The organism is Achromobacter sp. FW305-C-30-7 (assembly GCF_058783105.1).
In genome coordinates, this window is record NZ_JBYSYI010000001.1 from 635,147 (window position 1) to 659,939 (window position 24,793).

Annotated in this window: 20 protein-coding genes and 1 tRNA gene; 8 read left to right on the plus strand and 13 right to left on the minus strand. The window is 65.4% G+C overall.

Annotated features, from left to right (window positions below; translation table 11 throughout):
• Window positions 1-81: 81 nt before the first annotated feature.
• Window positions 82-909 (minus strand): helix-turn-helix domain-containing protein, encoded by an 828-nt coding sequence (locus AC3WOB_RS03035; protein ID WP_492274131.1) that lies wholly within the window; start codon window positions 907-909, stop codon window positions 82-84.
• Between the two features lie 197 nt (window positions 910-1,106).
• Here AC3WOB_RS03035 and AC3WOB_RS03040 point away from each other — a divergent pair, with 197 nt between their 5' ends.
• The gene (locus AC3WOB_RS03040) at window positions 1,107-2,531 is read left to right on the plus strand and encodes a cytochrome P450 (RefSeq protein WP_492274132.1); all 1,425 of its coding nucleotides are present in this window, start codon (window positions 1,107-1,109) and stop codon (window positions 2,529-2,531) included.
• Between the two features lie 326 nt (window positions 2,532-2,857).
• Here AC3WOB_RS03040 and AC3WOB_RS03045 read toward each other — a convergent pair whose 3' ends face one another.
• The 3 genes from AC3WOB_RS03045 to AC3WOB_RS03055 form a co-directional block, all read right to left on the minus strand.
• Window positions 2,858-3,487: an HAD family hydrolase gene (locus AC3WOB_RS03045; RefSeq protein ID WP_492274133.1), complete on the minus strand. Its 630-nt coding sequence runs from the start codon at window positions 3,485-3,487 to the stop codon at window positions 2,858-2,860.
• 251 nt (window positions 3,488-3,738) lie between these two features.
• Window positions 3,739-3,823: transfer RNA gene (locus tag AC3WOB_RS03050), tRNA-Leu, on the minus strand.
• 167 nt (window positions 3,824-3,990) lie between these two features.
• Window positions 3,991-5,379, minus strand: a complete 1,389-nt coding sequence (locus AC3WOB_RS03055; RefSeq protein ID WP_013396438.1) for a uracil-xanthine permease family protein — start codon at window positions 5,377-5,379, stop codon at window positions 3,991-3,993.
• A 172-nt stretch (window positions 5,380-5,551) separates the two neighbouring features.
• Here AC3WOB_RS03055 and AC3WOB_RS03060 point away from each other — a divergent pair, with 172 nt between their 5' ends.
• From AC3WOB_RS03060 to AC3WOB_RS03075, 4 genes are all read left to right on the plus strand, one after another.
• Window positions 5,552-6,955, plus strand: coding sequence for a DKNYY domain-containing protein (locus AC3WOB_RS03060; RefSeq protein WP_492274134.1), 1,404 nt, complete (start codon window positions 5,552-5,554; stop codon window positions 6,953-6,955).
• Window positions 6,956-7,127: 172 nt separating this feature from the next.
• Window positions 7,128-9,026: a molecular chaperone HtpG gene (gene htpG / locus AC3WOB_RS03065; protein ID WP_492274135.1), complete on the plus strand. Its 1,899-nt coding sequence runs from the start codon at window positions 7,128-7,130 to the stop codon at window positions 9,024-9,026.
• Window positions 9,027-9,289: 263 nt separating this feature from the next.
• Window positions 9,290-9,559 (plus strand): helix-turn-helix domain-containing protein, encoded by a 270-nt coding sequence (locus tag AC3WOB_RS03070; RefSeq protein ID WP_207469482.1) that lies wholly within the window; start codon window positions 9,290-9,292, stop codon window positions 9,557-9,559.
• Window positions 9,556-10,821, plus strand: a complete 1,266-nt coding sequence (locus tag AC3WOB_RS03075; protein WP_492274136.1) for a type II toxin-antitoxin system HipA family toxin — start codon at window positions 9,556-9,558, stop codon at window positions 10,819-10,821. Before AC3WOB_RS03070 ends, AC3WOB_RS03075 begins: the two co-directional genes overlap by 4 nt.
• A 19-nt stretch (window positions 10,822-10,840) precedes the next feature.
• Here AC3WOB_RS03075 and AC3WOB_RS03080 read toward each other — a convergent pair whose 3' ends face one another.
• The 6 genes from AC3WOB_RS03080 to AC3WOB_RS03105 form a co-directional block, all read right to left on the minus strand.
• On the minus strand, window positions 10,841-12,991 hold the full coding sequence (locus tag AC3WOB_RS03080; RefSeq protein WP_492274137.1) for an acetate--CoA ligase family protein: 2,151 nt from the start codon (window positions 12,989-12,991) through the stop codon (window positions 10,841-10,843).
• A gap of 17 nt (window positions 12,992-13,008) precedes the next feature.
• A complete protein-coding gene (locus tag AC3WOB_RS03085; RefSeq protein WP_492274138.1) occupies window positions 13,009-14,004 on the minus strand; it encodes an acrylyl-CoA reductase family protein in 996 nt (331 codons plus the stop codon).
• Between the two features lie 18 nt (window positions 14,005-14,022).
• Window positions 14,023-15,192, minus strand: coding sequence for an acyl-CoA dehydrogenase family protein (locus AC3WOB_RS03090; RefSeq protein ID WP_492274139.1), 1,170 nt, complete (start codon window positions 15,190-15,192; stop codon window positions 14,023-14,025).
• A gap of 3 nt (window positions 15,193-15,195) precedes the next feature.
• Window positions 15,196-16,170, minus strand: a complete 975-nt coding sequence (locus AC3WOB_RS03095) for a tripartite tricarboxylate transporter substrate binding protein (RefSeq protein ID WP_492274140.1) — start codon at window positions 16,168-16,170, stop codon at window positions 15,196-15,198.
• 28 nt (window positions 16,171-16,198) lie between these two features.
• Window positions 16,199-17,182, minus strand: a complete 984-nt coding sequence (locus tag AC3WOB_RS03100; RefSeq protein WP_013396429.1) for a Bug family tripartite tricarboxylate transporter substrate binding protein — start codon at window positions 17,180-17,182, stop codon at window positions 16,199-16,201.
• A 63-nt stretch (window positions 17,183-17,245) separates the two neighbouring features.
• Window positions 17,246-18,412, minus strand: coding sequence for an acyl-CoA dehydrogenase family protein (locus AC3WOB_RS03105; RefSeq protein WP_013396428.1), 1,167 nt, complete (start codon window positions 18,410-18,412; stop codon window positions 17,246-17,248).
• A 193-nt stretch (window positions 18,413-18,605) separates the two neighbouring features.
• Here AC3WOB_RS03105 and AC3WOB_RS03110 point away from each other — a divergent pair, with 193 nt between their 5' ends.
• The 3 genes from AC3WOB_RS03110 (at window position 18,606) to AC3WOB_RS03120 (ending at window position 21,557) form a co-directional block, all read left to right on the plus strand.
• A complete protein-coding gene (locus AC3WOB_RS03110; protein ID WP_492274141.1) occupies window positions 18,606-19,403 on the plus strand; it encodes an IclR family transcriptional regulator in 798 nt (265 codons plus the stop codon).
• Window positions 19,393-20,166 (plus strand): IclR family transcriptional regulator, encoded by a 774-nt coding sequence (locus AC3WOB_RS03115; RefSeq protein WP_492274142.1) that lies wholly within the window; start codon window positions 19,393-19,395, stop codon window positions 20,164-20,166. Before AC3WOB_RS03110 ends, AC3WOB_RS03115 begins: the two co-directional genes overlap by 11 nt.
• Before the next feature lie 191 nt (window positions 20,167-20,357).
• Window positions 20,358-21,557 carry an MFS transporter gene (locus AC3WOB_RS03120; protein WP_492274143.1) on the plus strand — a complete coding sequence of 400 codons (1,200 nt, stop codon included), beginning with the start codon at window positions 20,358-20,360 and terminating at the stop codon, window positions 21,555-21,557.
• Between the two features lie 77 nt (window positions 21,558-21,634).
• Here the strand turns inward: AC3WOB_RS03120 and AC3WOB_RS03125 are convergent, their stop codons facing one another.
• The 3 genes from AC3WOB_RS03125 to AC3WOB_RS03135 are packed head-to-tail and all read right to left on the minus strand — an operon-like array spanning window position 21,635 to window position 24,790.
• The gene (locus tag AC3WOB_RS03125) at window positions 21,635-22,945 is read right to left on the minus strand and encodes an MFS transporter (protein WP_492274144.1); all 1,311 of its coding nucleotides are present in this window, start codon (window positions 22,943-22,945) and stop codon (window positions 21,635-21,637) included.
• Between the two features lie 46 nt (window positions 22,946-22,991).
• The gene (dgoD, locus tag AC3WOB_RS03130) at window positions 22,992-24,140 is read right to left on the minus strand and encodes a galactonate dehydratase (protein WP_013396423.1); all 1,149 of its coding nucleotides are present in this window, start codon (window positions 24,138-24,140) and stop codon (window positions 22,992-22,994) included.
• Entirely contained in the window at window positions 24,137-24,790 is a 654-nt protein-coding gene (locus AC3WOB_RS03135) for a 2-dehydro-3-deoxy-6-phosphogalactonate aldolase (RefSeq protein ID WP_492274145.1), read from the minus strand. Before AC3WOB_RS03135 ends, dgoD begins: the two co-directional genes overlap by 4 nt.
• Between the last annotated feature and the right edge of the window lie 3 nt (window positions 24,791-24,793).

Genomic DNA, 24,793 nt, shown 5'->3' on the forward strand with positions numbered 1-24,793 from the left:
TTCTATGGTGTCGCCGATCATAAGTACTTCTTCGGGCTGGCACGCAATACCCTCGCAGAGGTATCGGTAGATACCGGCGTACTAGACCCAGAGTCGATAGATCCAGAACGATTCGTCCTCAACGAAGCGCCGAGCAAACTCGGCCGGAGGAAATCCAGTTATACGTTTTACTGCCCGACTTAGATGGGCTTGGTCTGCAAATCCTGCTTCCAGTGCAAAAGCAGCCCAATCCAGCCATTCAATAGACTCTTGACGATCTCGCGCTGCGAAGAAGGCTTTTTCAGTACCGACAAGTGACTGCCATTCGCGTAGAGATCGGCCGCTGAATGCTTTGATACGACGCTCGACCTGTCGAATGCCACGACTGCGTTGCCATTCATTTGCTTGGCGGGCTAGTCCGTCGACCCACTGACGGCCCGCCCCTCTCAAGATGTCTATTGTGGAGTGGCGTGGATGTGATGGCCGCCAGCGCGGTTCAAGATATCGTTCGATAATTTCCAGAGTAACTTGATCGTCATCGGAATTAACCAGAGCGTCAAGCATCTCAAACCAAGTCGATCCAAGTATCCGGCGGGCGCAAATAGCTCGGTCTTGAATCATGGATACATCTATCTGGAACAACTCCGTCGCCGTGCTTATAGGGAAGTAAATCATTCCGCCGCGGCCACTTCCCCTAGACCAGCTTACTGTCGGTCCTGACTGACTGCCAGAAATCAAGACATCGGTGTCAAAGCGTCGCCACTCAGTCCCATAGTCGTTTCGGGTCACAAGACCGAAGTCGGTGTTGCTGTACCAAGAGAGGCAGACGAACGGGGATGCGGGGAAATGCGAGAGGCGCTGTGCATCGCTAAGAGTGATACCACAGGTGTTTCGACTAACCACTGCCACAATGGCATCAGACAGTGCCATCGGTGCTGGATATAGTTGCGCCAGAGAGTCTTGTGTTCCGGTCGCTACGCGAGGGGCTCGATCAATGAGGGCAGGAACAAGGATCTGATTTGATTGGCAATCCATGGGTCTACGAGGCTGGGTGTGGAATCACTTCGGGACTTAAGATGTCGTTTCGATTCAAGACGTCTTGGGCAAATTGGCATGTAGTACTGCCTATGAAAAAAGATGCCCCCTCCTCATGTCCTTTCGAATCAACTGGTAAGTCTGATTCTCCCCTATCCCCGCGACAGTTTGAAGCGGGAGAGTGGCCTCCTGGCCCGTCATCAGGCGTCACAGGTTGGCGTCTGTCCAGAAAGATGTCTCACAACATGCTCGACACACTTTCTGAATGGAAACAGGCCTTTGGCAATGTGTTTCATCTGCGAATTTGGCCTGAGAATTTCATAGTTCTCACAGATCCGGAGTTGGCGCGTGAACTACTTGTGAATCACCACGATGCTCTAATTCGCTGGGAACGCGGCATTCGTGTCTTTGCAAAAGTGCACGGGCATAGTGTGATCATAGCTGAGGGTGAGAAGTGGATTCAGAAGCGCCAAGTCATGCAGCCGAACTTCACCCCTAGAACACTGCAAAGCACTGTTCCGTCCATCATTGGTGCAACGCGAGATGCACTTGATTCCTGGCCCCCCAATAATGATCTCTGGCCCATAGAGAGCGCGCTTACTTCATTGACCATGGACGCGATCATCCGAACAATGTTCTCCACCGAAGTTGGCGACGAGGCTAGGCAAGCGGAATGCGCTGTTCGTGTTTTGGGCAAGGTGGTAGATGCCGAATTCTTCTCGTTAGTAAATTGGCCCGACTGGGTGCCATGGAAACGAGGCAAGAGGCGGGCAATTCAAGAGTTGGATGAATTGATCGAGCGCCACATGAAAGAGAGGCTACAAGCACCTGAGGAAAGCTGGCCAGACGATTTGCTGTCCCGTCTGTTGCGTCTGCAACAGACCAATCCGTCCAATTGGTCGTACAAGGATATTCGCGATGAATGCATGACGACGTTCCTCGCCGGACATGAAACAACCGCGGCAACGCTAACTTGGTGGGCATGGTGCATGGCTTCGAATCCAACTATGCAGGAAAGGGCTCGGACTGAAGTTGCACAAGTGTTGCAGGGCGAAGCGCCTACGATGCAAGCACTCCCTGAACTGTTTTATCTGGCGCGAACACTGGAAGAAACGATGCGCCTATACCCTGCTGCACCAGCACTCATGACCCGTCGTGCTGTCAGGCCTGTGAGCTTGGGTCCATGGCAGTTTCCACAGCGCACGCTGTTTATGCTGCCCATACAGCTAATGCAGCGGGATTCAAGTTGGTTTACTGATCCACATGATTATTGGCCGGATCGGTTCAGTGAAGATCCAAGACGTGTACCGCGGGGCGCGTATGCGCCATTTGGGTTAGGCCCACGTGTGTGCCTCGGGCAGCATCTTGCAACGGCGGAAATGAAGGTAATGGCAGCCATGATCTTGCAGCGGTGGACATTGTCAATTCCCGCTGGCATGAAATCACCACGTCCAGTGCAACAGGTGGCACTCAGGCCGGATGAGCCGCTGCATCTCTCACTCAGATCAGTTCAGTAGCAGTTCATCCTGCGGCATTTCATCAACGCGACATGGGCCAGCCGTTCCGCCAGATCGCTTCGAGCTTGGTATTGCTCATGAAGTGTGGGAAGTCTGGGTGCCTGTATTCCCAAGGCCGGCGGACAATCTCTAGCGTGCCTTCTGCGAGGCGGTGGATAGTCAGCGGGCCGCGGCTTGGCCGGGCCCGTGAAGATTTGATGCCGGTTCGGGAATATCCGTTCCACGCAGTCCGTGGGTCCGGACTTGCACGATACGGCCGCACATGGGCACCTCCAGCAGGAGATCCGGGTCAGCTCAGACTACGCCGTTGACTCATAGGCTATTCATCAATAGCGAGCAGCCAGGATAGTCAGCACGTCATTCAGCGAATCCACCGATTCACTTGAACGCGTCGCCGTCGCGTGCCTGTCCAAGTGGTACCCATGCATGCCAAATTTCCGAGGCCCAACCATATCGGCTTCAATGGTGTCGCCGATCATAAGTACTTCTTCGGGCTGGCACGCAATACCATCGCAGAGGTATCGGTAGATTTCGGGCTGTGGCTTCACGGCGCCGGCTTCGTATGACCAGGCGCAAAAATCCGGTTGGACGGGCAGCAAATCCAGTACCGGAGGCCCATATGGCGCTGCGAGGTTGGAGCAAAGCGCTATTTTGATTCCTCGATCTTTCAAAGCGGAAAGAGTCGGGGCAGCATCAGCGAATAGCGTGATTGATTGGATTTCTTCAAGCAATTCGGCTTCCAGGGCGCGCATGTTCTCTTCGCTGACCATGCCGCCGAACAAGCTGGCTGTCTGTCTCAGGTCTATCGCATTGCTCATCGCCCGGACGCCGTCGTCGCTCTGGCGCCGGCGGCCCGCCTCATGCAGCAGGCGGACCAGCTTTCGGAACGGGCGGGTGGGCCGTTCTATGCGGACCAATGTTCCAAATACGTCGAATGCTACGGCCTTGATTGCCATCGAACCTCCAGCTTGTCAGAGTAGGCTTGCACTGCGCGGTCGGTAGTCGGAACCAACCTTGTTGCGAGGAAATTCTAGCGGCTGAATTTGGTCCAAGTCCCGCTATCGTCCGCCAGTGTGGGGCGTATACGTTGCACGTATTGGAGAGCGTCCGCGCGTGGAGCGTTGAAATGAACACGTGCGTAGGCCGCGTGCGGCATTTCGCCACGAAAAAAGCCGTTGACGGCGAACGTCAACGGCTTTTTGAATTCTGGTGCCCGGGGCCGGAATCGAACCGGCACGCCTTGCGGCGGGGGATTTTGAGTCCCCTGCGTCTACCAATTTCACCACCCGGGCTAGGAGGTCGCGGACACGTCCAGATGACGGTCGCGGGAGAAGCGAAGACGGCGATTATATGCGGTCTTTCATAAATTGTCAGGCGGCCTTGGACCGGACCTCTGTCAGGGAGCCGGTTCCACCCGCAGGCGGGGGCCAGAACCAGTTCCCTGAGGAGCCCGGCAGCCTTACCTTTTCTCAGGCAGGAACCAGTTCATCACCAGCGCGCAGATGCCGCCGGTGGCCACGCCCGACTCCAGCACGCTCTTCACGGCATGGGGCAGGTGCGACAGGATTTCCGGCACTTGCGACACGCCCAGGCCCAGGGCCAGGGACACGGCGATGATGAGCAGCGCGCGGCGGTCCAGGTGGATGCCGGCCAGGATGTTGATGCCGGACGCGGCGACCGCGCCGAACATGACCATGGCGGCGCCGCCGAGCACGGGTTCGGGCACGGCCTGCAGGATGCCGGCCACGGCCGGGAACAGGCCCAGCAGGATCAGCATGCCGGCGATCCACACGCCGACGTGGCGGCTGGCGATGCCGGTCAGCTGGATCACGCCATTGTTCTGCGCGAAGACCGAGCTGGGGAAGGTGTTGAACACGCCGGCCAAGAGCGAGTTCGCGCCGTTGACCAGGACGCCGCCCTTGATGCGCTGCATCCACAGCGGGCCTTCGACGGGCTGCTTGGAGACCTTGCTGGTGGCGGTGACGTCGCCGATGGCTTCCAGCGACGTGACCAGGTAGATGATCAGCATGGGCACGAACAGCGCCCAGGAGAAGCCCAGGCCGAAGTGCAGCGGCGTGGGGATCTGGAACAGGGCGGCTTCGCGGGCGCCGGTGAAGTCCAGGCGGCCCATGTAGGCGGCGGCGATGTAGCCGACGGCCAGCGCCAGCACCAGGGCGGTGCTGCGCACCCACACGACCGGCACGCGGTTCAGCAGGATGATGGTGCCCAGGACCAGGCCGGACAGGGTCAGGTTCTCGGCGCTGGCGAAGGTGCCGTTGCCCATGGCGCTGTAGCCGCCGCCCATGCTGATGAGGCCGACCTTGATCAGGGTCAGGCCGATCAGCAGCACGACGATGCCGGTGACCAGCGGGGTGATCAGGCGCTTGACGAAGGGCAGGATGCGGCTGATGCCCATTTCAACGAAGGAGCCGGCGATGACCACGCCGAAGATCGCGGCCATGACAGCTTCGACCGGGGTGCCTTGCTTGACCATGACCGAGCCGCCGGCGATCAGCGGGCCGACGAAGTTGAAGCTGGTGCCCTGCACGATGAGCAGGCCGGCGCCCAGGGGGCCGAAGCGCTTGCACTGGACGTAGGTGGCGATGCCGGAAATGACCAGCGACATGGACACGATCAGGGTGGTGTCGCGGCTGCTGACGCCCAGGGCCTGGCAGATCAGCAGGCCGGGGGTGACGATGGGAACCAGGATGGCCAGCAGGTGCTGCAGGGCGGCGACGAAGGCGACGGGAGGCGCGGGGCGATCGTCGGGACCGTAGACCAGGTCAGGGCTGGGGTCGGCGTCGGATGAGCCGTGGGGGGCGGGTTGGGTCAGGGAGGCGGGTTGCATGGCGGATGGGCCGGCCAGGGTCGGGGTAGGGGAGGAAAGTGCGGGATTTTAGCGGGGAAGGCTCCGCGGCGTCCGGGGACGGACCGGGAGTGGGCCGGAGACGGGACCGGGCTCGCTGCCGCTGGTTAGAATCCCTGGTCGCCAATCAAAGGCAGGTCAGCCCCGCCATTCCATGCAAAAACGCGTCAAATGGGCCGTGATCACGCTGGTCCTGATCATCGCCGCGCTGCCGATGTTCCTGCTGTTCTGGCTGATGGACGGCGACGATTTCGCGGCCGTCGACCGCGGGCAGTCCTACGGCAGCAGCATCTATAAGAATTATCAGGGCGGCGTTTACGCCGCCGTTCCCAGCAACGGCTATTACCGCATGGACGAGGCCGATCCGGCCAGTTTCGCGGCCTTCGATACCGGGGCTTTCGATGGCAGGCAGGCGGCCAGGGACCAGCGCCACGTGTATTGCGGCAACCAGGTCCTGCCGGGCATGAAGCCGGCGCCTGCGCGTTACCTGGGCAACAGTTATTTCAGCGATGGCGCGGTCACGTATTTCTGTTCGATGCACAGTGTGCGCAACGAGGAACTGGGCATGCTGGACGAGTTCTGGCAGAAGGTCCTGTACCAGGCGGATGCCGGCCCCAAGCCACAGACCTATCTGTATCCGTTCGTCGCGCTACCGGCCAGCGCCCGGTCCTACCGGCCGCTACTGGACCGCGAGCTGGCCACCGACGACGAACGTGTGTACTACCGGGGCCGCGAAATGCCGCAGGCAGAGCCGGCCTCGCTGCGCCGCCTGCCAGCGGGCAGGGATGGCGACGTGCGGTCCAGCGACGATTTCTTCGCCGATGGCCGCCGCGTCTATTTCCACGAGCAGTTGCTGCCGCTGTCGGACGATCCCGCGCTGTACACCTTCATGGTGGGCGACCTGTACCGCCAGCCCTATCTCCGTGATCCGCGCGACGGCATGGTGTACGTGGGCGCGCAGCCCTTCGACGCGGCGCATGCGCCGTACCGGCTGCTGAACGAGCAGGGGCGGCATGTGTACCACGCGCTGTTCGCGACCAAGGACGGTATCTATTTCTACAACACGCAGACGCGGCAGGTGGAACGGGCTGGAGACGATCCGTTGGCTTCGGACACATACACCGCCCTGTCGCCCTACGTGTACACGGACGGCAGGCAGACGTTGTTCCTGCAGGCGCAGGAAGCCTGGGCCCGCAACTCGCGGGGCAGCGGCGGAGGGCTGGTGTCCCGTTCCACGCTGATCAACCAGCTGACGGATGCGCCGGCTGGGGAATGGAACAAGCGCGGCGTGGTTTATCACAACTTCGGCACGGTCTGGCAGAAGGGAGAGAAACTCTATTACCTCGACGAGTTGGGCCCTTCGCAGCTGATTTTCCATTCGATCTATCAGATCCAGGACCGCAGCACGGCGGATTTCCTGCTGCGCTCGCAAGAGACGCGGCAGATCACGGCCGCCGACATTCGCAAGCTGATCCGGGCCGGCAAGCTGGCGGTGCCGCAGCATGAAACCGTGCTGGAGGCGAAAACACGCTACCGCAAGGTGTTCTCGATTTTCTGAGGCGCCGCCCCTCCCCGAAATGGGGGGCTACGACCGGCTGGGGGAATTTCCGCCCGCCCTTGAAAACACGCCATTGGCCCCCACATCAATAGGGTTTCCCGGCGGCCGCGCGGGCCAGATGTCCCGGCAGCCAATCAATGTCCCCAATTTACTTACCTAGCCACGTAGAACTATGAGCCAAACCGCCACGCCTTCCACGTCCGAAACCCTGGGGTTCCAGGCAGAGGTGAAGCAGCTGCTGCACCTGATGATCCATTCGCTGTACAGCAACAAGGAAATCTTCCTGCGCGAGCTGGTATCGAACGCATCGGACGCCTGCGACAAGCTGCGCTTCGAGGCCATCGACCAGCCCGAACTGCTGGAAGGCAATGGCGAACTGGCCATTACGGTCAGCTACGACAAGGCCGCGCGCACCATCACCATCTCCGACAACGGCATCGGCCTGTCGCGCGATGAGGCCGTGGCCAACCTGGGCACGATTGCGCGTTCCGGCACGCGGGAATTTTTCTCGCAGCTGACCGGCGACAAGCAAAAGGACGCGCAACTGATCGGCCAGTTCGGCGTGGGTTTCTATTCCTCGTTCATCGTGGCCGACAAGGTCACGGTGGTCAGCCGCCGCGCCGGCGCCACGGACGCGATCCAGTGGGAATCGGACGGCCAGGGCGAATTCACCATCGCCGCCGCTGAAAAAGCCACGCGCGGCACGGACGTCACGCTGCATCTGCGCGCTGACGAAGACGAATTGCTCAACGGCTGGAAGCTGCGCGAGATCCTGCGCCGCTATTCGGACCACATCTCCCTGCCCATCCGCATGGCCAAGGAAGAGTGGGACCAGGAGAAGGGCGAGCAGGTCAAGACCGAAGAACTGGAAACGGTGAACCAGGCCAACGCGCTGTGGGCCCGCAGCAAGTCCGACGTCACGGAAGAGCAGTACCGCGAGTTCTACAAGACGGTGTCGCACGATTACGACGACCCGCTGACCTGGACCCACAACCGCGTGGAAGGCCGCAGCGAATACACGCAGCTGCTGTACGTGCCCAAGCATGCGCCCATGGACATGTGGGACCGCGACGGCCGCCACGGCGTGAAGCTGTACGTGAAGCGCGTCTTCATCATGGACGATGCCGACCAGCTGCTGCCCTCATACCTGCGCTTCGTGCGCGGCGTGATCGATTCGGCGGACCTGCCGCTGAACGTGTCGCGTGAAATCCTGCAGGAAAGCCGCGACGTGCGCGCGATCCGCGAAGGTTCGGCCAAGCGCATCCTGTCGCTGCTGGAAGACATGGCGGAGAACAAGCCGGAAGACTACGCCACGTTCTGGTCGGAGTTCGGCCAGGTGCTGAAGGAAGGTGCGGGCGAGGACTCGGCCAACCTGGAACGCATCGCCAAGCTCATGCGCTTTGCGTCGACGCAGACGGGCGACCAGGCCCAGACCGTGTCCTTCGCCGACTACGTGTCGCGCATGAAGGAAGGCCAGGACAAGATCTACTACGTCACGGCGGATACCTTCGCCGCGGCCAGCAACAGCCCGCATCTGGAAATCTTCCGCAAGAAGGGCATTGAAGTCCTGCTGCTGTCGGACCGCGTGGACGAATGGATGCTGTCCTACCTGCGCGAATTCGACGGCAAGTCGCTGGTCTCGGTGGCCAAGGGCGGCCTGGACCTGGCCGAGCTGGCCGACGAGGAAGAAAAGAAGCACCAGGCCGAAGTGGCCGAGGACTTCAAGCCGCTGGTCGAGCGTCTGCAGAAGACGCTGGAAGATCAGGTCAAGGAAGTGCGCGTGACCCTGCGCCTGGTGGATTCGCCGGCTTGCGTGGTGGTGGGCCAGAACGAACTCAGCCCGCACCTGCTGCGCATGTTGAAGGCCGCCGGCCAGGAAGCCCCCAACGTCAAGCCGGTGCTGGAAATCAACCCCGAGCATCCGTTGCTGGCCCGCATCCGCGCCGCCGAAGATGGCGAGTTTGACCAGTGGGCGCGTCTGCTGCTGGATCAGGCGCTGCTGGCCGAAGGCGCGCAAATTGCCGACCCGGCTGCGTTCGTGAAGCGGCTGAATGCGTTGCTGCTGAAGTAAGCGGGACGCGTGCTTGAAGACGAAAAGGCGCCTTGGGCGCCTTTTTTTCGTCCGGGGCACCGCTCCATGGACGATGGCCACAAAATTACCGACCGGTAATTTTGTGTGAAAATCAGGCCTGGATCGAAAAAATTATTCCCGTCCGGTAATTTTTCGGGCTGAGAAAACCGTACTGCGGTAAATTTTTCCCGATCGGTAATTTTTTTGCCACGCCGATCATATTATTGCCCTAAAATTACCGAACGGTAATTTTGGAGGCGCTCATGCCCGCGAACGATATTCCTGCCGCGCTTGCAGGCGGGGCCGGCGTAACGATCCGCACCTCGACCGAACTGGGCGAGCTGGTGAAGGCCGTCCGGCGCTCGCAGGGTTTGCTGCAAGCTGACCTGGCCGGTCTGTCCGGCACCGGCAACCGCTATGTGGTGGATCTGGAGCGCGGCAAGCCCACGCTGCAATTGCAGAAGGTGCTGGACATGCTGGATCTGCTGGGCCTGGAAGTGCAGGTGGCGCCCAAGCGCCCGAGGCTGCCATGACCGCCGCCGATGCGCTGGACATCTATCACGCGGACCGCAAGGTCGGCCGCTTGTTCGACGAGCGGCCGTTGCGCTTCGTGTATGACGACGCCTGGCTGAATTGGGCTGGCGCGCACGCCATTTCGCCATCGGTGCCTTTGCGCAGCGGCGATCATGCGGACGATGCGGTGCATGCATTCTTTGAAAACCTGTTGCCCGAAGGGCATGTGCGCAAGTTCCTGCAGGTCAGCCGCCATGCCACCACGGTCTTCGGCCTGTTGCGCAGCGTGGGCGGGGACACCGCCAGTGGGTTGACCATATTGCCGCAAGGCGAGCGGCCCGCGCCGGCGCGCCACCGGCCTGCGACGTGGCAGGACGTGGCAGTGCGCTTGCAGGACGTGGTTGTACCCGCGTTGGCGGCTGAGAACGCCGAGGGCGCCCGCATTTCTCTGGCCGGGGCGCAAGACAAGCTCCTACTGACGGTCATGCCCGATGGTTCGCCGGCGATCCCCGAGGGGGCGGCGCCGTCCACGCATATTCTGAAGCCGGATATTCGCGGCCTGGACGGCGTTTGGTCGTCGGCCTTGAACGAGACGCTGGTCATGCAGCTGGCCGCCAGAATGGGCCTGGGCGTGGCGGAAGTCCGCTATCAGCCCGATACGCACGCATGCCTGATTACCCGGTATGACCGCAAGCCTGACGACAAGGGCGGCTTGCTGCGGCTTCATCAGTTGGATCTCTGCCAGCTGGCCGGCAAGCCGTCCGACGTGAAGTATGAGTCCGACGGCGGTCCATCGTTGCAGCAATGTCGGGAGTTGTTGGGAGGCATGGGCATCGGCGCCGCGGATTTGAAGCGTTTCCTGCAATGGATATTCTTCAACTTGTGCGTCGGCAACAACGATAGCCATGCCAAGAACCTGTCCGTGCTGCAGACGCCGGACGGCCTGTACCGGCTGGCTCCGTTTTATGACCTGATGTGCACGGGTATGTACTCCGGGCTGGCTCGCAATTTCGCGTTTGCGATTGGCGGCGAAATGAAGCCGGGCAGCATCGACGCGGAACATATCGCGGCCATGGCCAAGGAGTTGGGCTTTGCCCTGCGCTACGTCAGGGCGGTAGGGGAGTCCTTGGTGGTTGCGCTTCCCGCGGCATTGGACGAGGTGCAGGCAGGGCTGATGGCGCAGGTGTCGGAGGGCGCGGAGCGCACCCTGATCGAGCGCTTGGGGCGCTGGATCAAGGCCAACACCCGCAAGCATGCCAAGCGGTGGGCAATGGACGCGTAGCCGCTCGTGGCCGCATGGGTTAGACCGTCTGGGCAGTTCCCCCGGCCCGTATCACTACCGCATCCAGCGCCATGGCGCCTTGCCCCTCAGGTAGCGCCAGCAAGGGATTGATCTCCACCGAACTGAAGTCCGCGCTACGCGCGTGGGCGAAACGGGACAGAGCCGCCAGCGCGTCGGCCAGCGCATCGATGTCGCAAGGGGGCGCGCCGCGCGCGCCTTGCAGCAGCGCGTAGCCCTTGATCTCGCGGATCATCGCCATGGCCTCGTCGCGGCCGAAGGGCGCGAGGCGGAAGCTCACGTCCTTGAGCACTTCGACGAAGACGCCGCCCAACCCGAACATGACGACCGGGCCGAAGATCGGATCGCAATGCACGCCGGCGATGCATTCCACGCCCTTGGGCGCCATGGGGGCGACGAGCACGCGATCGATGCGGGCGTCGGGCCGGTGCTGGCGCACCGAGTCCATGATGTCGGCGTAGGCGCGCCGCACGGCGTCTTCGCCGCGGATATTGAGTTTCACGCCGCCCACGTCGCTCTTGTGCGTGATGTCGGGCGAGACCACCTTGAGCACCACGGCGACGCTATCGCCCGAGGCGTCGCGGCCGGTTGCGCTCATGGCGGCGACGGCCCGCACTGCGGCGTCGGCGTCGGTGGCCAGCGTGCAGGGAGAGGCGGGCAAGCCGGCTTGGCGCAGCAGCTCCATTGCCTGAACTTCGTTATAGGCGTCCAGCAGTGGCGGCGTGTCGGCTGACTGGGTTGCGCGATCTTCCTCAGCCTTGTCGTGATCCGGATTGGCCGCCAGCCCGGCCACCGCGCCTATCGTGCGGATGGCGGCGCTGGGATCGGGGAAAACCAGGCAGCCCAGCTGTTCCAGTTCGCGGCGGCGCGCGGGTGGGAACAGCGCGCTGATCGCCAGCGGCACGTCCGGATGGCGGGCCTGCATCTGCCGCGCGAAGGCTTCGAAGGTGGGCCACAGGATTTCGGATGATCCAGCGGCGGCCAGGAAGACGGCCAGGGCGTCATAGCGGCCATCGGCCAGCATGTCGTCGGCGGTGGCCAGCAGCAGCCCAGGTTCGGACACGGCCTGGCCGGTGACGTCCACCGGGTTGCGGCCGCTGGCGAAGGGCACGCGCTCCAGCAGCCGCGCTTGCGCGTCGGCGGCGGGCTCGGGCAGCGCCAGGCCGGTGTCGGCGGCTTCGTCGGCCATCAACGCGCCGACTCCGCCGGAGATGGTGAAAATGCCCAGACGCCGGCCTTGCGGCGGCCGTTTCCAGGTGTCCAGCGCGTAGCCCAGGTTGAAGAATTCCTCGATGGTGCGCGCGCGCAGAGCGCCGTACTGGCGGAATAGCGCGTCGTACACGGCGTCGTCGCCGGCCAGGGCAGCGGTGTGCGAAGCCGCGGCTTGCGCGCCGGCCTGGGTGCGGCCGATCTTGGTGACGACCACGGGCTTGCCCGCCGCGCGCGCCGCGGCCAGCGCGCGGCGCAGCTTGGCGCCGTCGCGGCAGCCTTCCATATAGGCCATGATGACGCGGGTATCGGCGTCGCGCGCCAGCCATTCGATGCAGTCGGCGACGTCGATGTCGGCCTCGTTGCCGGTGCTGATCCAGTGCGACAGGCCCAGGCCGCGTTCGCGCGCCATGCTGTAGGCATAGGCGCCGAACGCGCCGCTCTGCGACACCATGCCGATGCCGCCGGGGGCGACCACGCCGTTGGCCGGCGCGGGCGAGAAGGTGGCATAGACATTGCGCCGCACGTTCATGAAGCCCAGGCAATTGGGACCCAGCAGCCGGATGCCGCGCTCGCGCGCGATGGCGCAGAGTCGTTCCTGTTGCCCGGCGCCGTGTGCGCCGGTCTCGGAGAAGCCGGAGGTGAACACCACGGCCGCGCCGACCTGGCCGGGCCGGGCGCGCTCCAGCGCCTGCGCGGCGTGGGCGGCCGGCACGGCCAGGATGGCCAGGTCCACGTCCGCGTCCAGCGCGTCCAGGCCGGATATGGCGGGGAGCCCGGCGATGATGTCCGCGCGCGGGTTGACGGGAATGATGCGGCCGCCGTAGCCGTGCTGCAGCAGCAGGCTGATCGGCATCGCGCCGATCTTGCCCGGCGTGGCCGAGGCGCCGACGATGGCGATCGCTTGCGGATCGAAGAGGCGGGACAGGGAAGTGTCGGTCATGATGTGGCGATGAAGGATCAGGAGAAACGCACGACGCTGCGGCCGGTGCTGCCGCGTTCGAGCATGGCGGCTAGTGCCTGGGGCAGTTCGCGGGGTTCGATGACGCGCGCGATCAGGTCGAGATGCGCGGGGCGGTATTCGGCGGCAAGCTTGTTCCATACCTGGCGCCGCAGCGGCATGGGGCTGTTGGCGTTGATGCCCAGCAGTTTGACGCCGCGCAGGATGAAGGGGATGACCGAGGTGGGCAGTTCCGCCCCGCCCGCATTGCCGAAGGCGGCGGCCACGCCGTCCGGCTTCAGGCTGGCCAGGGCGTGCGCCAGCAGCGGGCCGCCCACGGAGTCGACCACGCCCGCCCAGCGCGCGCTCATGAGCGGCTTGATGCCGGCGGACAGGTCGGGCGGGGCCATCACCTCCTGCGCGCCCAATGAGCGCAGATAGTTCTCCGCATCCGGCTTGCCGGACATGGCGCAGACGCGGTAGCCGCGCTGGCTCAGGATGTCGATGGCGACGCCGGCAACGCCGCCGGTGGCGCCGGTGACCAGCACCTCGCCGTGCTCCGGCGTCAGTCCGCAGTGCTCCATCCAGTGCAGCGACAGCGCGGCGGTATAGCCCGCGGCGCCCAGCACGGCGGCGTCGCGCAGCCCGATGCCGGCGGGCAGCGGCAGCACCCAGTCATGGCGCACCCGCGCGTACTCGGCGTAGCCGCCGTCGCAATCCACGCCGATGCCGAAACCGTGCACCACCACTTCCTGGCCGGGCGCCAACGACGGGTCGGCGGAGTGCACCACGGTACCCGAGAGGTCGATGCCGCCGATGCGCGGATACTCGCGGACGATGCCGCCGCGCCCCGCCTGGGCCAGCGCATCCTTGTAGTTCAGGCCGGCATAGGCCACCTTGATGAGCGTGTCGCCCGCGGATAGCTGGTCCGCGGTCAGGGTGTCGTAGCGGCCTTGCGGGGGTTGGCCCGTTGCGCCCGCGTGCAGGCGGTAGGCCTGGAATTCGGGGTGTTCCATATTCGTCTCCTTGGGGGCTCAGGCTTGCGCCAGCAGCCGGCGCGCCAGCGTGGCGCGGTGCAGTTCATTGGCGCCGTCATAGATGCGGAAGGGGCGCATTTCCTGCCAGACCATGGCCACGGGCGTGTCGTCGGACAGGCCTGACGCGCCCATCATCTGCACGGCGCGGTCGGCCACGCGGTTCACGGCTTCGGATACGAAGACCTTGGCCATGGCGCTGTGCTGCTTCACCGACAGGCCTTCGTCCATGCGGCCGGCGCAGTCCAGCGTCATGAGGCGGGCGGCGTGCAGGTCGATGTGCGAATCCGCGACCATGGCCTGGATCTGCTGCAGGTCCGCCAGGCGCGAGCCGAAGGAGTCGCGCTGCACCACATAGGCTTGCGCCGTCTCCAGCGCGCGCCGCGCGCGGCCGATGTAGCGCATGCAATGCGACAGGCGGGCGGGTTCCAGCCGCAGCTGTGCATATTCCAGGCCACGGCCGGGCTCGCCCAGCACGGCCTCGTCGCCGACCTCGCAGTCCTGCAGCAAGATCTCGGCGTGGCCGCCGATCTGGTAGCCCGTGACCATGCCGATGTCGCGCACCACGCGATAGCCCGGCGTGTCGGCGGGCACCAGGAACAGCGTGACGCCGGCTTCCGCCCGCGCCAGCACCAGCGCGAAATCCGCGCCCACGCCGCCGCTGATGAATTGCTTGTGGCCGTTCAGCACCCAGCGCGCGCCGCGCCGCTCGGCGCGGGTACGCAGCATGGACGGATCGGAGCCGGCGCCGGGTGCGGGTTCGGTCATGGCGAAGCAGGCGCGCTGCTCGCCGCGCACCAGCGGCGCGAGGAAGCGTTCCTGTTGGGCAGGGTTGCCCAGGCGCAGCAGCGTCAGCATGTTGGGCTGGTCGGGCGCGGCGCAGTTCAGCGCGGCGGGCCCCAGGAATCCGCGTCCCGCTTCCTCCAGCACCTGCGCCAGCGCGCGCCAGCCCAGCCCCAGTCCGCCCCATTCCTCGGGCAGCTGCGGCGCATACAGGCCGGCCTCGCGGGCCTGGGTGCGCAAGCGGGCGACGCAGCTGTCCAGCGCCGCTACGTCGCGGGCGATGGCGGGGGACTCGGCCGGTATTGCGACCTCGTCCACGAAGCGGCGCACGCGTGCGCACAGGTCTTGCAGGGCGTCGCCGCCGGCATGTTCTTGCTTGGACTGCATGGTTTATTCCTCGATCTTCACGCCGGCCTGCTTGACCACGGCGCGCCATCTGTCGGTTTCGTCGACGATGTGCTGGCCGAAGGCTTCGGGCGTGCCGCCGGTGGCTTGCATGCCCAGCCCGGCGAAGTAGCTGCGCACTTCAGGATCGGCCAGCACGCTGTTGAGCTGCCGGTTTAGCAGGGCGATCACGTCCTTCGGCGTACGCGCCGGCGCCATCACGCCCCACCAGGACGAGGCCGCCAGCGGCACGCCCAGCTCGGCCAGCGTGGGTACGTCGGGCATCTCGGGATTACGCGCCTGCGCGGCAATGGCGACGGCCCGCAGGCGGCCGGCCTTGACCTGCGCAAGAACCGGCGCCAGATTGTCGAAGCTCAGCTGGACCTGTCCGCCGACCAGCGCGGTGGCGGCTTCGCTGCTGCCCTTGTAGGGAATATGCCGCAGCGCGATGCCGGTCTGGTGCGCGAACTGTTCGCCCGCCAGATGCGGAATGCTGCCGGTGCCGGCCGTGGCGTAGGTCAGGCCCTGCTGCTGCGCGGCGGCGCGCTTGAGGTCTTCCAGCGTGCGCCAGGGGCTGGCGGCCGGCAACAGCAGGTAGACCGGCACGTCCGTGGCCCACGCGACCGGCGCAAGATCCTTCTTCACGTCGTAGGGCAGCTTGGCGTACAGCACGCTATTGGTCGCCAGGTTGGCCGTGCCCATCAGCAAGGTATATCCGTCGGGCGCGGCGCTGGCGACATAGGCTGTGCCGATCTGCGTGGCGCCGCCGGGCTTGTTTTCGACCACCACGGGCTGGCCCAGCAAGGGCGCCAGCTTGCGGGCGATCATGCGCGCCGCGGTGTCGGTGCCGCCGCCGGCCGCATAGGGCACGATCAGGCGCACCGGCTTGTCGGGGTAGGCAGCGGCCTGCGCGTTCCCGGCCGTGGCCAGTATGGCGGCGGCCGCGCACAAGGCGTGCAGCGTTCGGATGAAGGATGGCATGGCAATCTCTCCGCGATGGACCGATGGACTATTGGATGCGGGTGCCGGTGGACTGCACCAGCTTGGCCCACCAGGCGGTTTCGTCCGCGATCTGCTTGGCGAATTCGGCCGGCGTGCTGGCCAGCGGTTCGGCGCCCAGCTCCTGGAAGCGCGCGCGCAACTGCGGGTCCTGCAGCGCCTTGACCACGGCCGCGTGCAGGCGCTCGATTACCGCCGGGTCGGTGCCGGCGGGCGCCATCAGGCCCTTCCAGGCCATCACCACAAAGCCCTTCTGGCCGGCCTCGTCGAAAGTGGGGATGTCGGGCGCGGCGGTGGCGCGCTGGTCGCTGGGCACGGCCAGCGCGCGCAGCCCGCCGGCCTTGACCTGCGGCAGCAGGGCCGGCATGTTGTCGATCATGAAATCGATGTGGCCGGCCACCAGGTCGGTGATGGCGGGGCCGGAGCCTTTGTATGGCACGTGCTCGGCCTGGATGCCAGTCTGCTGCTTGAGTAGTTCCCCGGCCAGCTGGGCGGGCGAGCCGTTGCCCGGCGAGCCGAAGGACAGCTTGCCGGGGTTGTTGCGCGCGTATTGCAGGAACTCCTGCAGCGTCTTCACCGGCATCGATTTCGTCACTACCATCAGGTTGTGCTCGCGCTCCAGGCAGGTGATGGGCGCCAGGTCCTTGGCCGGGTTGAACGGCATGTTGGCGTACAGGCTGGGATTGACGACCGTGGGTCCCGCCGCCGCCAGCAGCAGCGTGTAGCCGTCGGGTGCGGCGCGCGCCACGAAGTCGCCGCCGATGTTGCCGCCGGCGCCGGGCTTGTTCTCGACGATGACGGGCTGGCCCAGGATGGGGTGCAAGGCCTCGGCCAGCAGGCGTCCCAGGATGTCGGTCGAGCCGCCCGGCGCGAACGGCACGATCAGCCTCACGGGCTTGTCGGGGTAGGCGGCCGCGGCTTGCGGCGGCAGCGCGGCGCAGGTGAGGGCGGCGGCCATAGCGCCGATCCACTTCGGCAGGTGCTTGTGCAGCATGATGGAAGTCTCCTTTGGTTTGATGGGCCGCCGGCTTCTTGCGGCTGCGGTCCCGGTAGTGCCCTAGCGGCCGGGCGTGTAGCCCGCCTGGGTCAGCGTGTGGCGGGCGATATTCAATTGATGGATCTGGCTGGTGCCTTCGTACAGGCGGAACAGGCGCACGTCGCGGTAGAAGCGTTCGATGCCATGGTCGGCGATGTAGCCATAGCCGCCATGCATCTGCACGCAGCGGTCAGCCACGCGGCCGCACATTTCCGACGCGAAGTACTTGCAGATCGATGCATTCAGCGTCACGTCCGCGCCCGCGTCGCGTTCGCGGGCGGTTTGCAGCACCAGCGCGCGGGCGGCCTGGATCTCGGTCTGGCAATCGGCCAGCATGGCCTGGATCAGCTGGAAGTCCATCAGCGGCTTGCCGAATTGCTGGCGCTCGGCCACGAAGCGCAGCGTGTCGTCCAGCATGCGCATGGCCGGGCCTATGCACAGCGCCGCCAGATGGATGCGCTGCTTGTTCAGCACCTTCATGGCGGTCTTGAAGCCCAGGCCTTCCTGGCCGCCGATGATATTGGCAGCGGGCACGCGGCAGTCCTGGAAATGCACGGAGGACACGGGCGATCCGGCCTGGCCCATCTTGTCGTAGGGCTGGCCGGTGGACAGGCCCGGCGTGCCGCGCTCCACGATGAAGGCGGTGATGCCCTTGGCGCCGGGCGCTTGCGGATCGGTGCGCGCCATGACGGTGAACAGGCCCGCCAGCGGCGCATTGGTGATGAAGCACTTCTCGCCGTTCAGCACATAGTGGTCGCCGTCGCGCACGGCGGTGGTGCGCAGGGCGGTGGCGTCGGATCCCGCCTGCGGCTCGGTCAGGGCGAAGCAGCCGGTCAGTTCGCCGGACGCCAGCAACGGCAGGTAGCGGGTTTTCTGTGCATCGGTGCCGTCGGCCACCAGCGCTTCGGAACCGATGCCGGTATTGGTGCCGACCCGGGCGCGGAATGCCACCGAGCATTGCGACAGCTCCATGGCCGCCAGGATCAGCTCTTCGGTCGTCATGCCCGCGCCGCCGTATTGCTCCGGGATGGAGTAGCCGAACAGCCCTTGCGCGGCCATGCTGGCGACCAGGTCCTGCGGCACCTCGTCCAGGCGGGCGACCTCGGCTTCGCGCGGCGCCAGTTGCTCGCGCACGTAACGGCGCAGCGATTCGAGGAATTGCGGGAAACCGTCGGGGTCCCTGATCATGGCTAGTCTCCGTTTCATCATGGGCGCTGATGCGTGCCGCGCCGTGTTGAATCCAGGCTAGCAAAAGGCTGCGGGATTTGAGACAAGTGTTTCGATATCTTGAACGTGACGCGTGCTGGCAGGGCGACCGCTGCTCTATGATTCTCAGGAACGGGCCGCGCATTCCGCGCGTCCCGGGATCAGGATCGCGACTATGACCACCAGCCCGGGCGAGCGCCATGCCGACCCCGCCTTCGCCACCACGCTGGCGCACGGTTTGTCGGTGCTGCAGGCCTTCCGGCACGGCGAACCCGCGCTCAGCAACCGCGAACTGGCGGACCGCACCGGCCTGTCCAAGGCCACGATTTCACGGCTGACCACCACCCTGATGCAGCGCGGCCTGCTGCGCTACGACGCGGGCCTGCGCCGCTATCGGCTGGGTACCGCGGTGCTGTCGCTGAGCTATCCGCTTCTGGCCAGTATCAAGGTCCGGCAACTGGCGCGTCCGCTGATGAAGCGGCTGGCGGACGCCGCGGGCGGCTCGGCGTCGCTCGGCATGCATCACGGTCTGAACATGGTGTATGTGGAAACCTGCCGCGGCCATGACGCCGTGTCGTTCCGGCCGGACATCGGCGCTTTGCTGCCGCTGCTGCCTTCGGCCATGGGGCGCGCCTGGCTGGCGCAGGCGCCGGCCGACGAGGCCGAACCCGTGCTGGCGGCGCTGCGGCGCCAGGACCCGGCCGTGTGGCGCCGCCACGCGCCGGACTGGGAGCAGGCGCGCCGCGACTACGCCGAATACGGCTATTGCGTGGGGCAGGGCGATTGGCACTCGGACGTGCACGCGGTGGCGGTACCCATGCGTACGCGCGTCGACGGCCAGGCGCTGGTGTTCAATTGCGGCGTACCCGTCACGCGGCTGCGCCCGGGCGACCTGCGCGGCCGTATCGCGCCGCGCCTGTTGACGCTGGTGGCGCGCGTCGAAAAAATGCTGGAGCGTCAGCATGACGAGTGACCAGGACCGCGAATTCACCACCACGCTGGCGCGCGGCATCGATATCCTGGCCTGCTTCCGGGCTGACCGGCCGGTGCTGGCCAACAAGGACTTCGCGCAGCAGACCGGCCTGTCGCGTAGCGCCGTGGCGCGGCTGACCCACACGCTGGTCGAACTGGGTTTTTTGCAACGCGAGGGCGACCCGGCGCGCTACCGGCTGGGCGCCTCGGTGCTGGCGCTGAGCTATCCGCTGCTGGCCAGCATGCAGATCCGGCAGTTGGCGCGGCCGTTGATGAAGCAGTTGGCCGACCATGCGCGGGGCGCCGTGTCCCTGGTGGTGCGCGACCGCCTGCAGATGGTGTACGTGGAAACAGCAAGGTCCAACGAGGCCTTGCAAACCCGACCGGACATAGGTGCCTCGCTGCCCTTGCTGTCCAGCGCTGCCGGCAAGGCGTGGCTGGCGCGAGTCTCGGATGAAGAGCGGGCCGTCGTGCTGAACCAGCTGCGCGTGGCGGATGCACGCCACTACGAGACCCACGTTCCCAATCTGGCGGCCGCGCGCCGCGACCTGGAACGCAAGGGCTATTGCGGCAACAACCTGGAGTGGCGTCCGGACGCCTACGGCTTTGCCGCGCCGCTGGGGCGGCCTTACCAGTCGCTGCTGTATGTCTTCAATTGCGGCGTGCCGGCGGGCGACGGTCCTTACCGCGAGCGCGCGGCCGACATCGGCCCGCGGCTGGTCGCCTTGGCGCGCGAGACGGAAAGGCTGTTGGGGCTGGCCTAGCGTTCCTGGGGGCGTCCGGGATTCATGACTCCAAGTCAAAAGTGTTTCGCTGTTTCCTACCTTTTTCCGCAAGGATCGCAGCGGCATACTGGGCGCCTGCCTTCCGATCGGACCTTTCCCGCGCCCCGGCCATCCGCGCCGGCCCGCTCCCGAAACACCCCGGTCGGCGCAATCGAACCCAAGGAAACCACATGCATCCCCAGGACTCCCAGCCGGTGAAGGCCGGCCTGCCATTGTTGGCGCTCGCCGTCGGTGCCTTCGGCATCGGCGTGACCGAGTTTTCTCCCATGGGCCTGTTGCCCGTCATCGCCGAAGGGGTGGACGTGTCCATCCCCAGCGCCGGCATGTTGATCAGCGCCTACGCCATCGGCGTGATGGTAGGCGCGCCGCTGATGACGCTGGCCCTGTCGCGCTGGTCGCGCCGCAACGCGCTGCTGGTGTTGATGGCGATCTTCACGGTGGGTAACGTGCTTTCCGCGCTGGCGCCCAACTACACGACCCTGCTGCTGGCACGTCTGGTCACCAGCCTGAACCATGGCGCCTTCTTCGGCCTGGGTTCGCTGGTGGCCGCCAGCGTGGTGCCGCGCCACAAGCAGGCCAGCGCCGTTGCTACCATGTTCCTGGGGTTGACCATCGCCAACGTGGGCGGGGTGCCGGCCGCCACCTGGCTCGGGCAGGTCATCGGCTGGCGCATGTCATTCGCCGCGACCTCGGTACTGGGCCTGATCGCGATGCTGTCGCTGTGGTTCGCGCTGCCGGCGGGCGAGGCCGGACGCCGTCCCGACATCCGCCGCGAGCTGGCCGTGCTGAAAAGCCCGGTGGTGCTGGTGGCCTTGCTGACCACGGTGCTGGGCGCGGGCGCGATGTTCACGCTCTACACCTATGTGGCGCCGACCCTGGCCGAACTGACGGGCGCCTCGCCCAACTTCGTCACGGCGATGCTGGTGCTGATCGGCGTCGGTTTCACCATCGGCAATACGGTGGGCGGGCGCTTCGCCGACCGTTCGCTGGACGGCAGCCTGATCGCTTTCCTGGTGCTGATCATCGCGGATCTGCTGGCGTTCCCGTGGCTGGCGGCCACGCCGGTCGGCGCCGCCATTGCACTGCTGATCTTCGGCTTCGGCACATTCGCCGTGGTGCCGCCGCTGCAGATGCGTGTCATGCGCGCCGCCACCGACGCGCCGGGCCTGGCCTCGTCGGTGAACGTGGGCGCCTTCAACCTGGGCAACGCGGTGGGCGCGGCGGCTGGCGGGGGCGTGATCTCGGCGGGCATGGGCTATGCCGCGGTGCCCGTGATCGGCGCCCTGATCGCCGCGGCCGGCCTGGGCCTGGTGCTGTGGCAGCGCGCCAGCAACCAGCGCCAGCGGAAGCTGGCCATGCAAGGCTGCTGAGGCGGCGATGGACGCCAAGTAAAAAAGGGCGCCTGTGCATGCAGGCGCCCTTTTTCCATGCCGGGAAACCGGAACGATCAAGCCTCGATCCGCTCCACCTTTCCCACCAGCAGGATGTACGACAGCGCGCCCAGCAAGGCCAGCGACGACACATACACAATGGCCGGCGCGAAGCTGTCCTTGGTCACCAGGAAGCCGATCACAATGGGCGTGCAGATCGACGACAGATTGCCGACGAAGTTGAACACGCCGCCCGTCAGTCCCAACAGGCGTACGGGCGCCAGCGTCGACACCAGCGACCAAGTGATGGACGCCAGCCCGTTGCCGAAGAAAGCCACCGCCAGGAAGAAGATCACCCAGGGTGTGGAATCGGTGAAGTTCGCGCCGATCATCGAGGTGGAGATCAAGAGTCCCAGGATGATGGGCAGCTTGCGCGCCAGGCCGATGGTGGCGCCGCGGCGGATCAGAAAGTCGGACAGCACGCCCGAGCACAGCACGCCGACGAAGGCCGCCAGGAACGGCACCGACGCCAGAAAGCCGGACTTGATGAAGTCCATGCCGCGGTACTTCACCAGGTAGGTGGGGAACCAGGTCAGGAAGAACCACAGCGTGGAGGTCAGGCAGAACTGGCCCAGGTACACGCCCCACAGCTTGCGCTTGCTCATGACCAGGCCCAGGTCGTTCCAGTTGAAGGGGGCCTTCTTTTCCTTGACGCTGCGGTCCAGGTCGACCACCCCGCCGCCTTGCTGGATCAGCTCGATTTCCGCCGCATTGGCGCTCTTGAACTGGCGCGGCTCGCGGTAGATCATGAACCACAGCACGCCCCACACGATGCCCAGCAGCCCGGTGCTGACGAACACCATGTGCCAGCCGTAGTGGTGTTGCAGCCAGGCCAGCACCGGCGTCAGGAACGCCAGGCCGACGAACTGGCCCGAGGTATAGAAGCCGATGGCGGTGGCGCGTTCGCGTTCCGGGAACCAGGTGGTGACGACGCGGTTGTTGATCGGATAGGCCGGCGCTTCCAGCGCGCCCACGGCCAGGCGCAGCACGAACAGGATCACGAAGCTGCCGGCAAAGCCCATGAAGAACGTGGCCGCCGACCACAGGATCAGCGCGGCGGCGTACAGCACGCGCGGCGATACGCGGTCCACCAGCCAGCCGCCGGGGATCTGCATGGCGGCGTAGGTCCAGCCGAAGGCCGACAGGATCAGACCTTCATGCACCGTGTCCAGGCCGAACTCGTCCTTGAGCGCCGGCGCGGCGATGGACAGGTTGCTGCGGTCCAGGTAGTTGATGACGACGGTGATGAACAGCATCACCATGATGAGGTACCGGCTGCGCGTGGGGCGCTGGGCGCTCTGCAGGCCGGCGTGCGTGGCTGTGGACAAGGGCTGTCTCCTCTTTCTCTTTATCTATCGGCGGATGGCGGGCGGCTTACCATTCGGCGAAGCTGCCGTCGGCGTGGCGCCAGACCGGGTTGCGCCAGCGGTGGCCCACGGCGGCGCGTTCCTTCACGTATTCCTCGTTGACCTCGATGCCCAGGCCGGGGCCTTGCGGAATCGCGACCATGCCGTCTTCGTAGGCAAAGACTTCGCGATTGCTGACGTAGTCCAGCAGGTCGTTGGCGGCGTTGTAGTGGATGCCCAGGCTCTGTTCCTGGATGAAGGCGTTGTAGCAACCCGCGTCGATCTGCAGGCAGGTGGCCAGCGCGATCGGGCCCAGCGGGCAGTGCAGGGCCAGCGCCACGTCGTAGGCTTCGGCCATGGCCGCGATCTTGCGGGTTTCGGTGATGCCGCCGGCGTGCGAGGGATCGGGTTGGATGATGTCCACATAGCCTTCGGACAGCACGCGCTTGAAGTCCCAGCGCGAGAACAGGCGTTCGCCCAGCGCGATCGGGGTGGAGGTCAGCGGCGCCAGTTCCTTCAGCGCTTCGTAGTGTTCGCTCAGCACCGGCTCTTCGATGAACATGAGCTTGAACGGATCCAGCTCTTTCATCAGCACCTTGGCCATGGGCTTGTGCACGCGGCCGTGGAAGTCCACGCCTATGCCCACATTGGGGCCGACTGCGTCGCGCACGGCAGCCACGTTCTCCAGGCACTTCTCGACCTTGTCGAAGGAATCGATGTACTGCAGTTCTTCGGTGCCGTTCATCTTCACGGCGGTGAAACCGCGTTCCACGGCGCTCTTTGCGGCCGCGGCGGTGTCGGCGGGGCGGTCGCCGCCGATCCACGAGTACACGCGGATGCGGTCGCGCACGTTGCCGCCCAGCAGTTGCGATACCGGCACGCCCAGGTGCTTGCCCTTGATGTCCCACAGCGCCTGGTCGATCCCGGCCAGCGCGCTCATGTGGATGGCGCCGCCGCGGTAGAAGCCGCCGCGGTACAGCACGGTCCAGTGGTCTTCGATGTTGCGGGGGTCTTTGCCGATCAGGTAGTCGGACAGTTCCTCGACGGCGGCGGCCACCGAATGCGCGCGGCCTTCGACGACGGGCTCGCCCCAGCCGACGATGCCTTCGTCCGTTTCAATCTTCAGGAAGCACCACCGCGGCGGCACGATGTAGGTGGTGAGCTTGGTGATCTTCATGCTTGGGTCTCCTGGGCGGGATAGGCGCGTTGCCAGGCGGCGATGAATGCGCGCGCGTTCTGGCCGATGGCGGCGGCCGACAGGCCGGGTTTGTACAAGGCGGAGCCCAGGCCGAAGCCGCTGGCGCCCGCCTGGGCGTAAATGGCGATGTTGTCGGGCGTGATGCCGCCCACGGGCGCCAGCGCGATAGGCGGGCGCAGCACGGCGCGCCAGGCTTTCAGCACGGCGGGGCCGAGCTGCTCGGCCGGGAACATCTTCAGCACGTCGGCGCCTGCCGCCAGGGCCGCGTAGGCTTCGGTGGGCGTGGCCACGCCGGGGCAGGAGGCCATGCCTAGCGCTTTGGCCGCGCGGATCACGGCGGCGTCGCTGTGCGGCATGACGATCAGTTCGCCGCCTGCCTGCTGGACCCGGGCGCAGTCCTCGGGATCCAGCACGGTGCCGGCGCCGATCAGGCAGTCGGTGGGGAGCGCCGCGCGCATGGCGCGGATGCTGTCCAGCGGGTCGGGCGAATTCAGCGGCACTTCGATCAGGCGGAAGCCCGCGGCATAGAGTTCCAGCCCTATGGCTTCGGCCTCGGCGGGCGTGATGCCGCGCAGGATGGCGATCAGGCCGCAGTGGGCCATGGCGGTTTGCAGACCAGGATGGTTCATGTT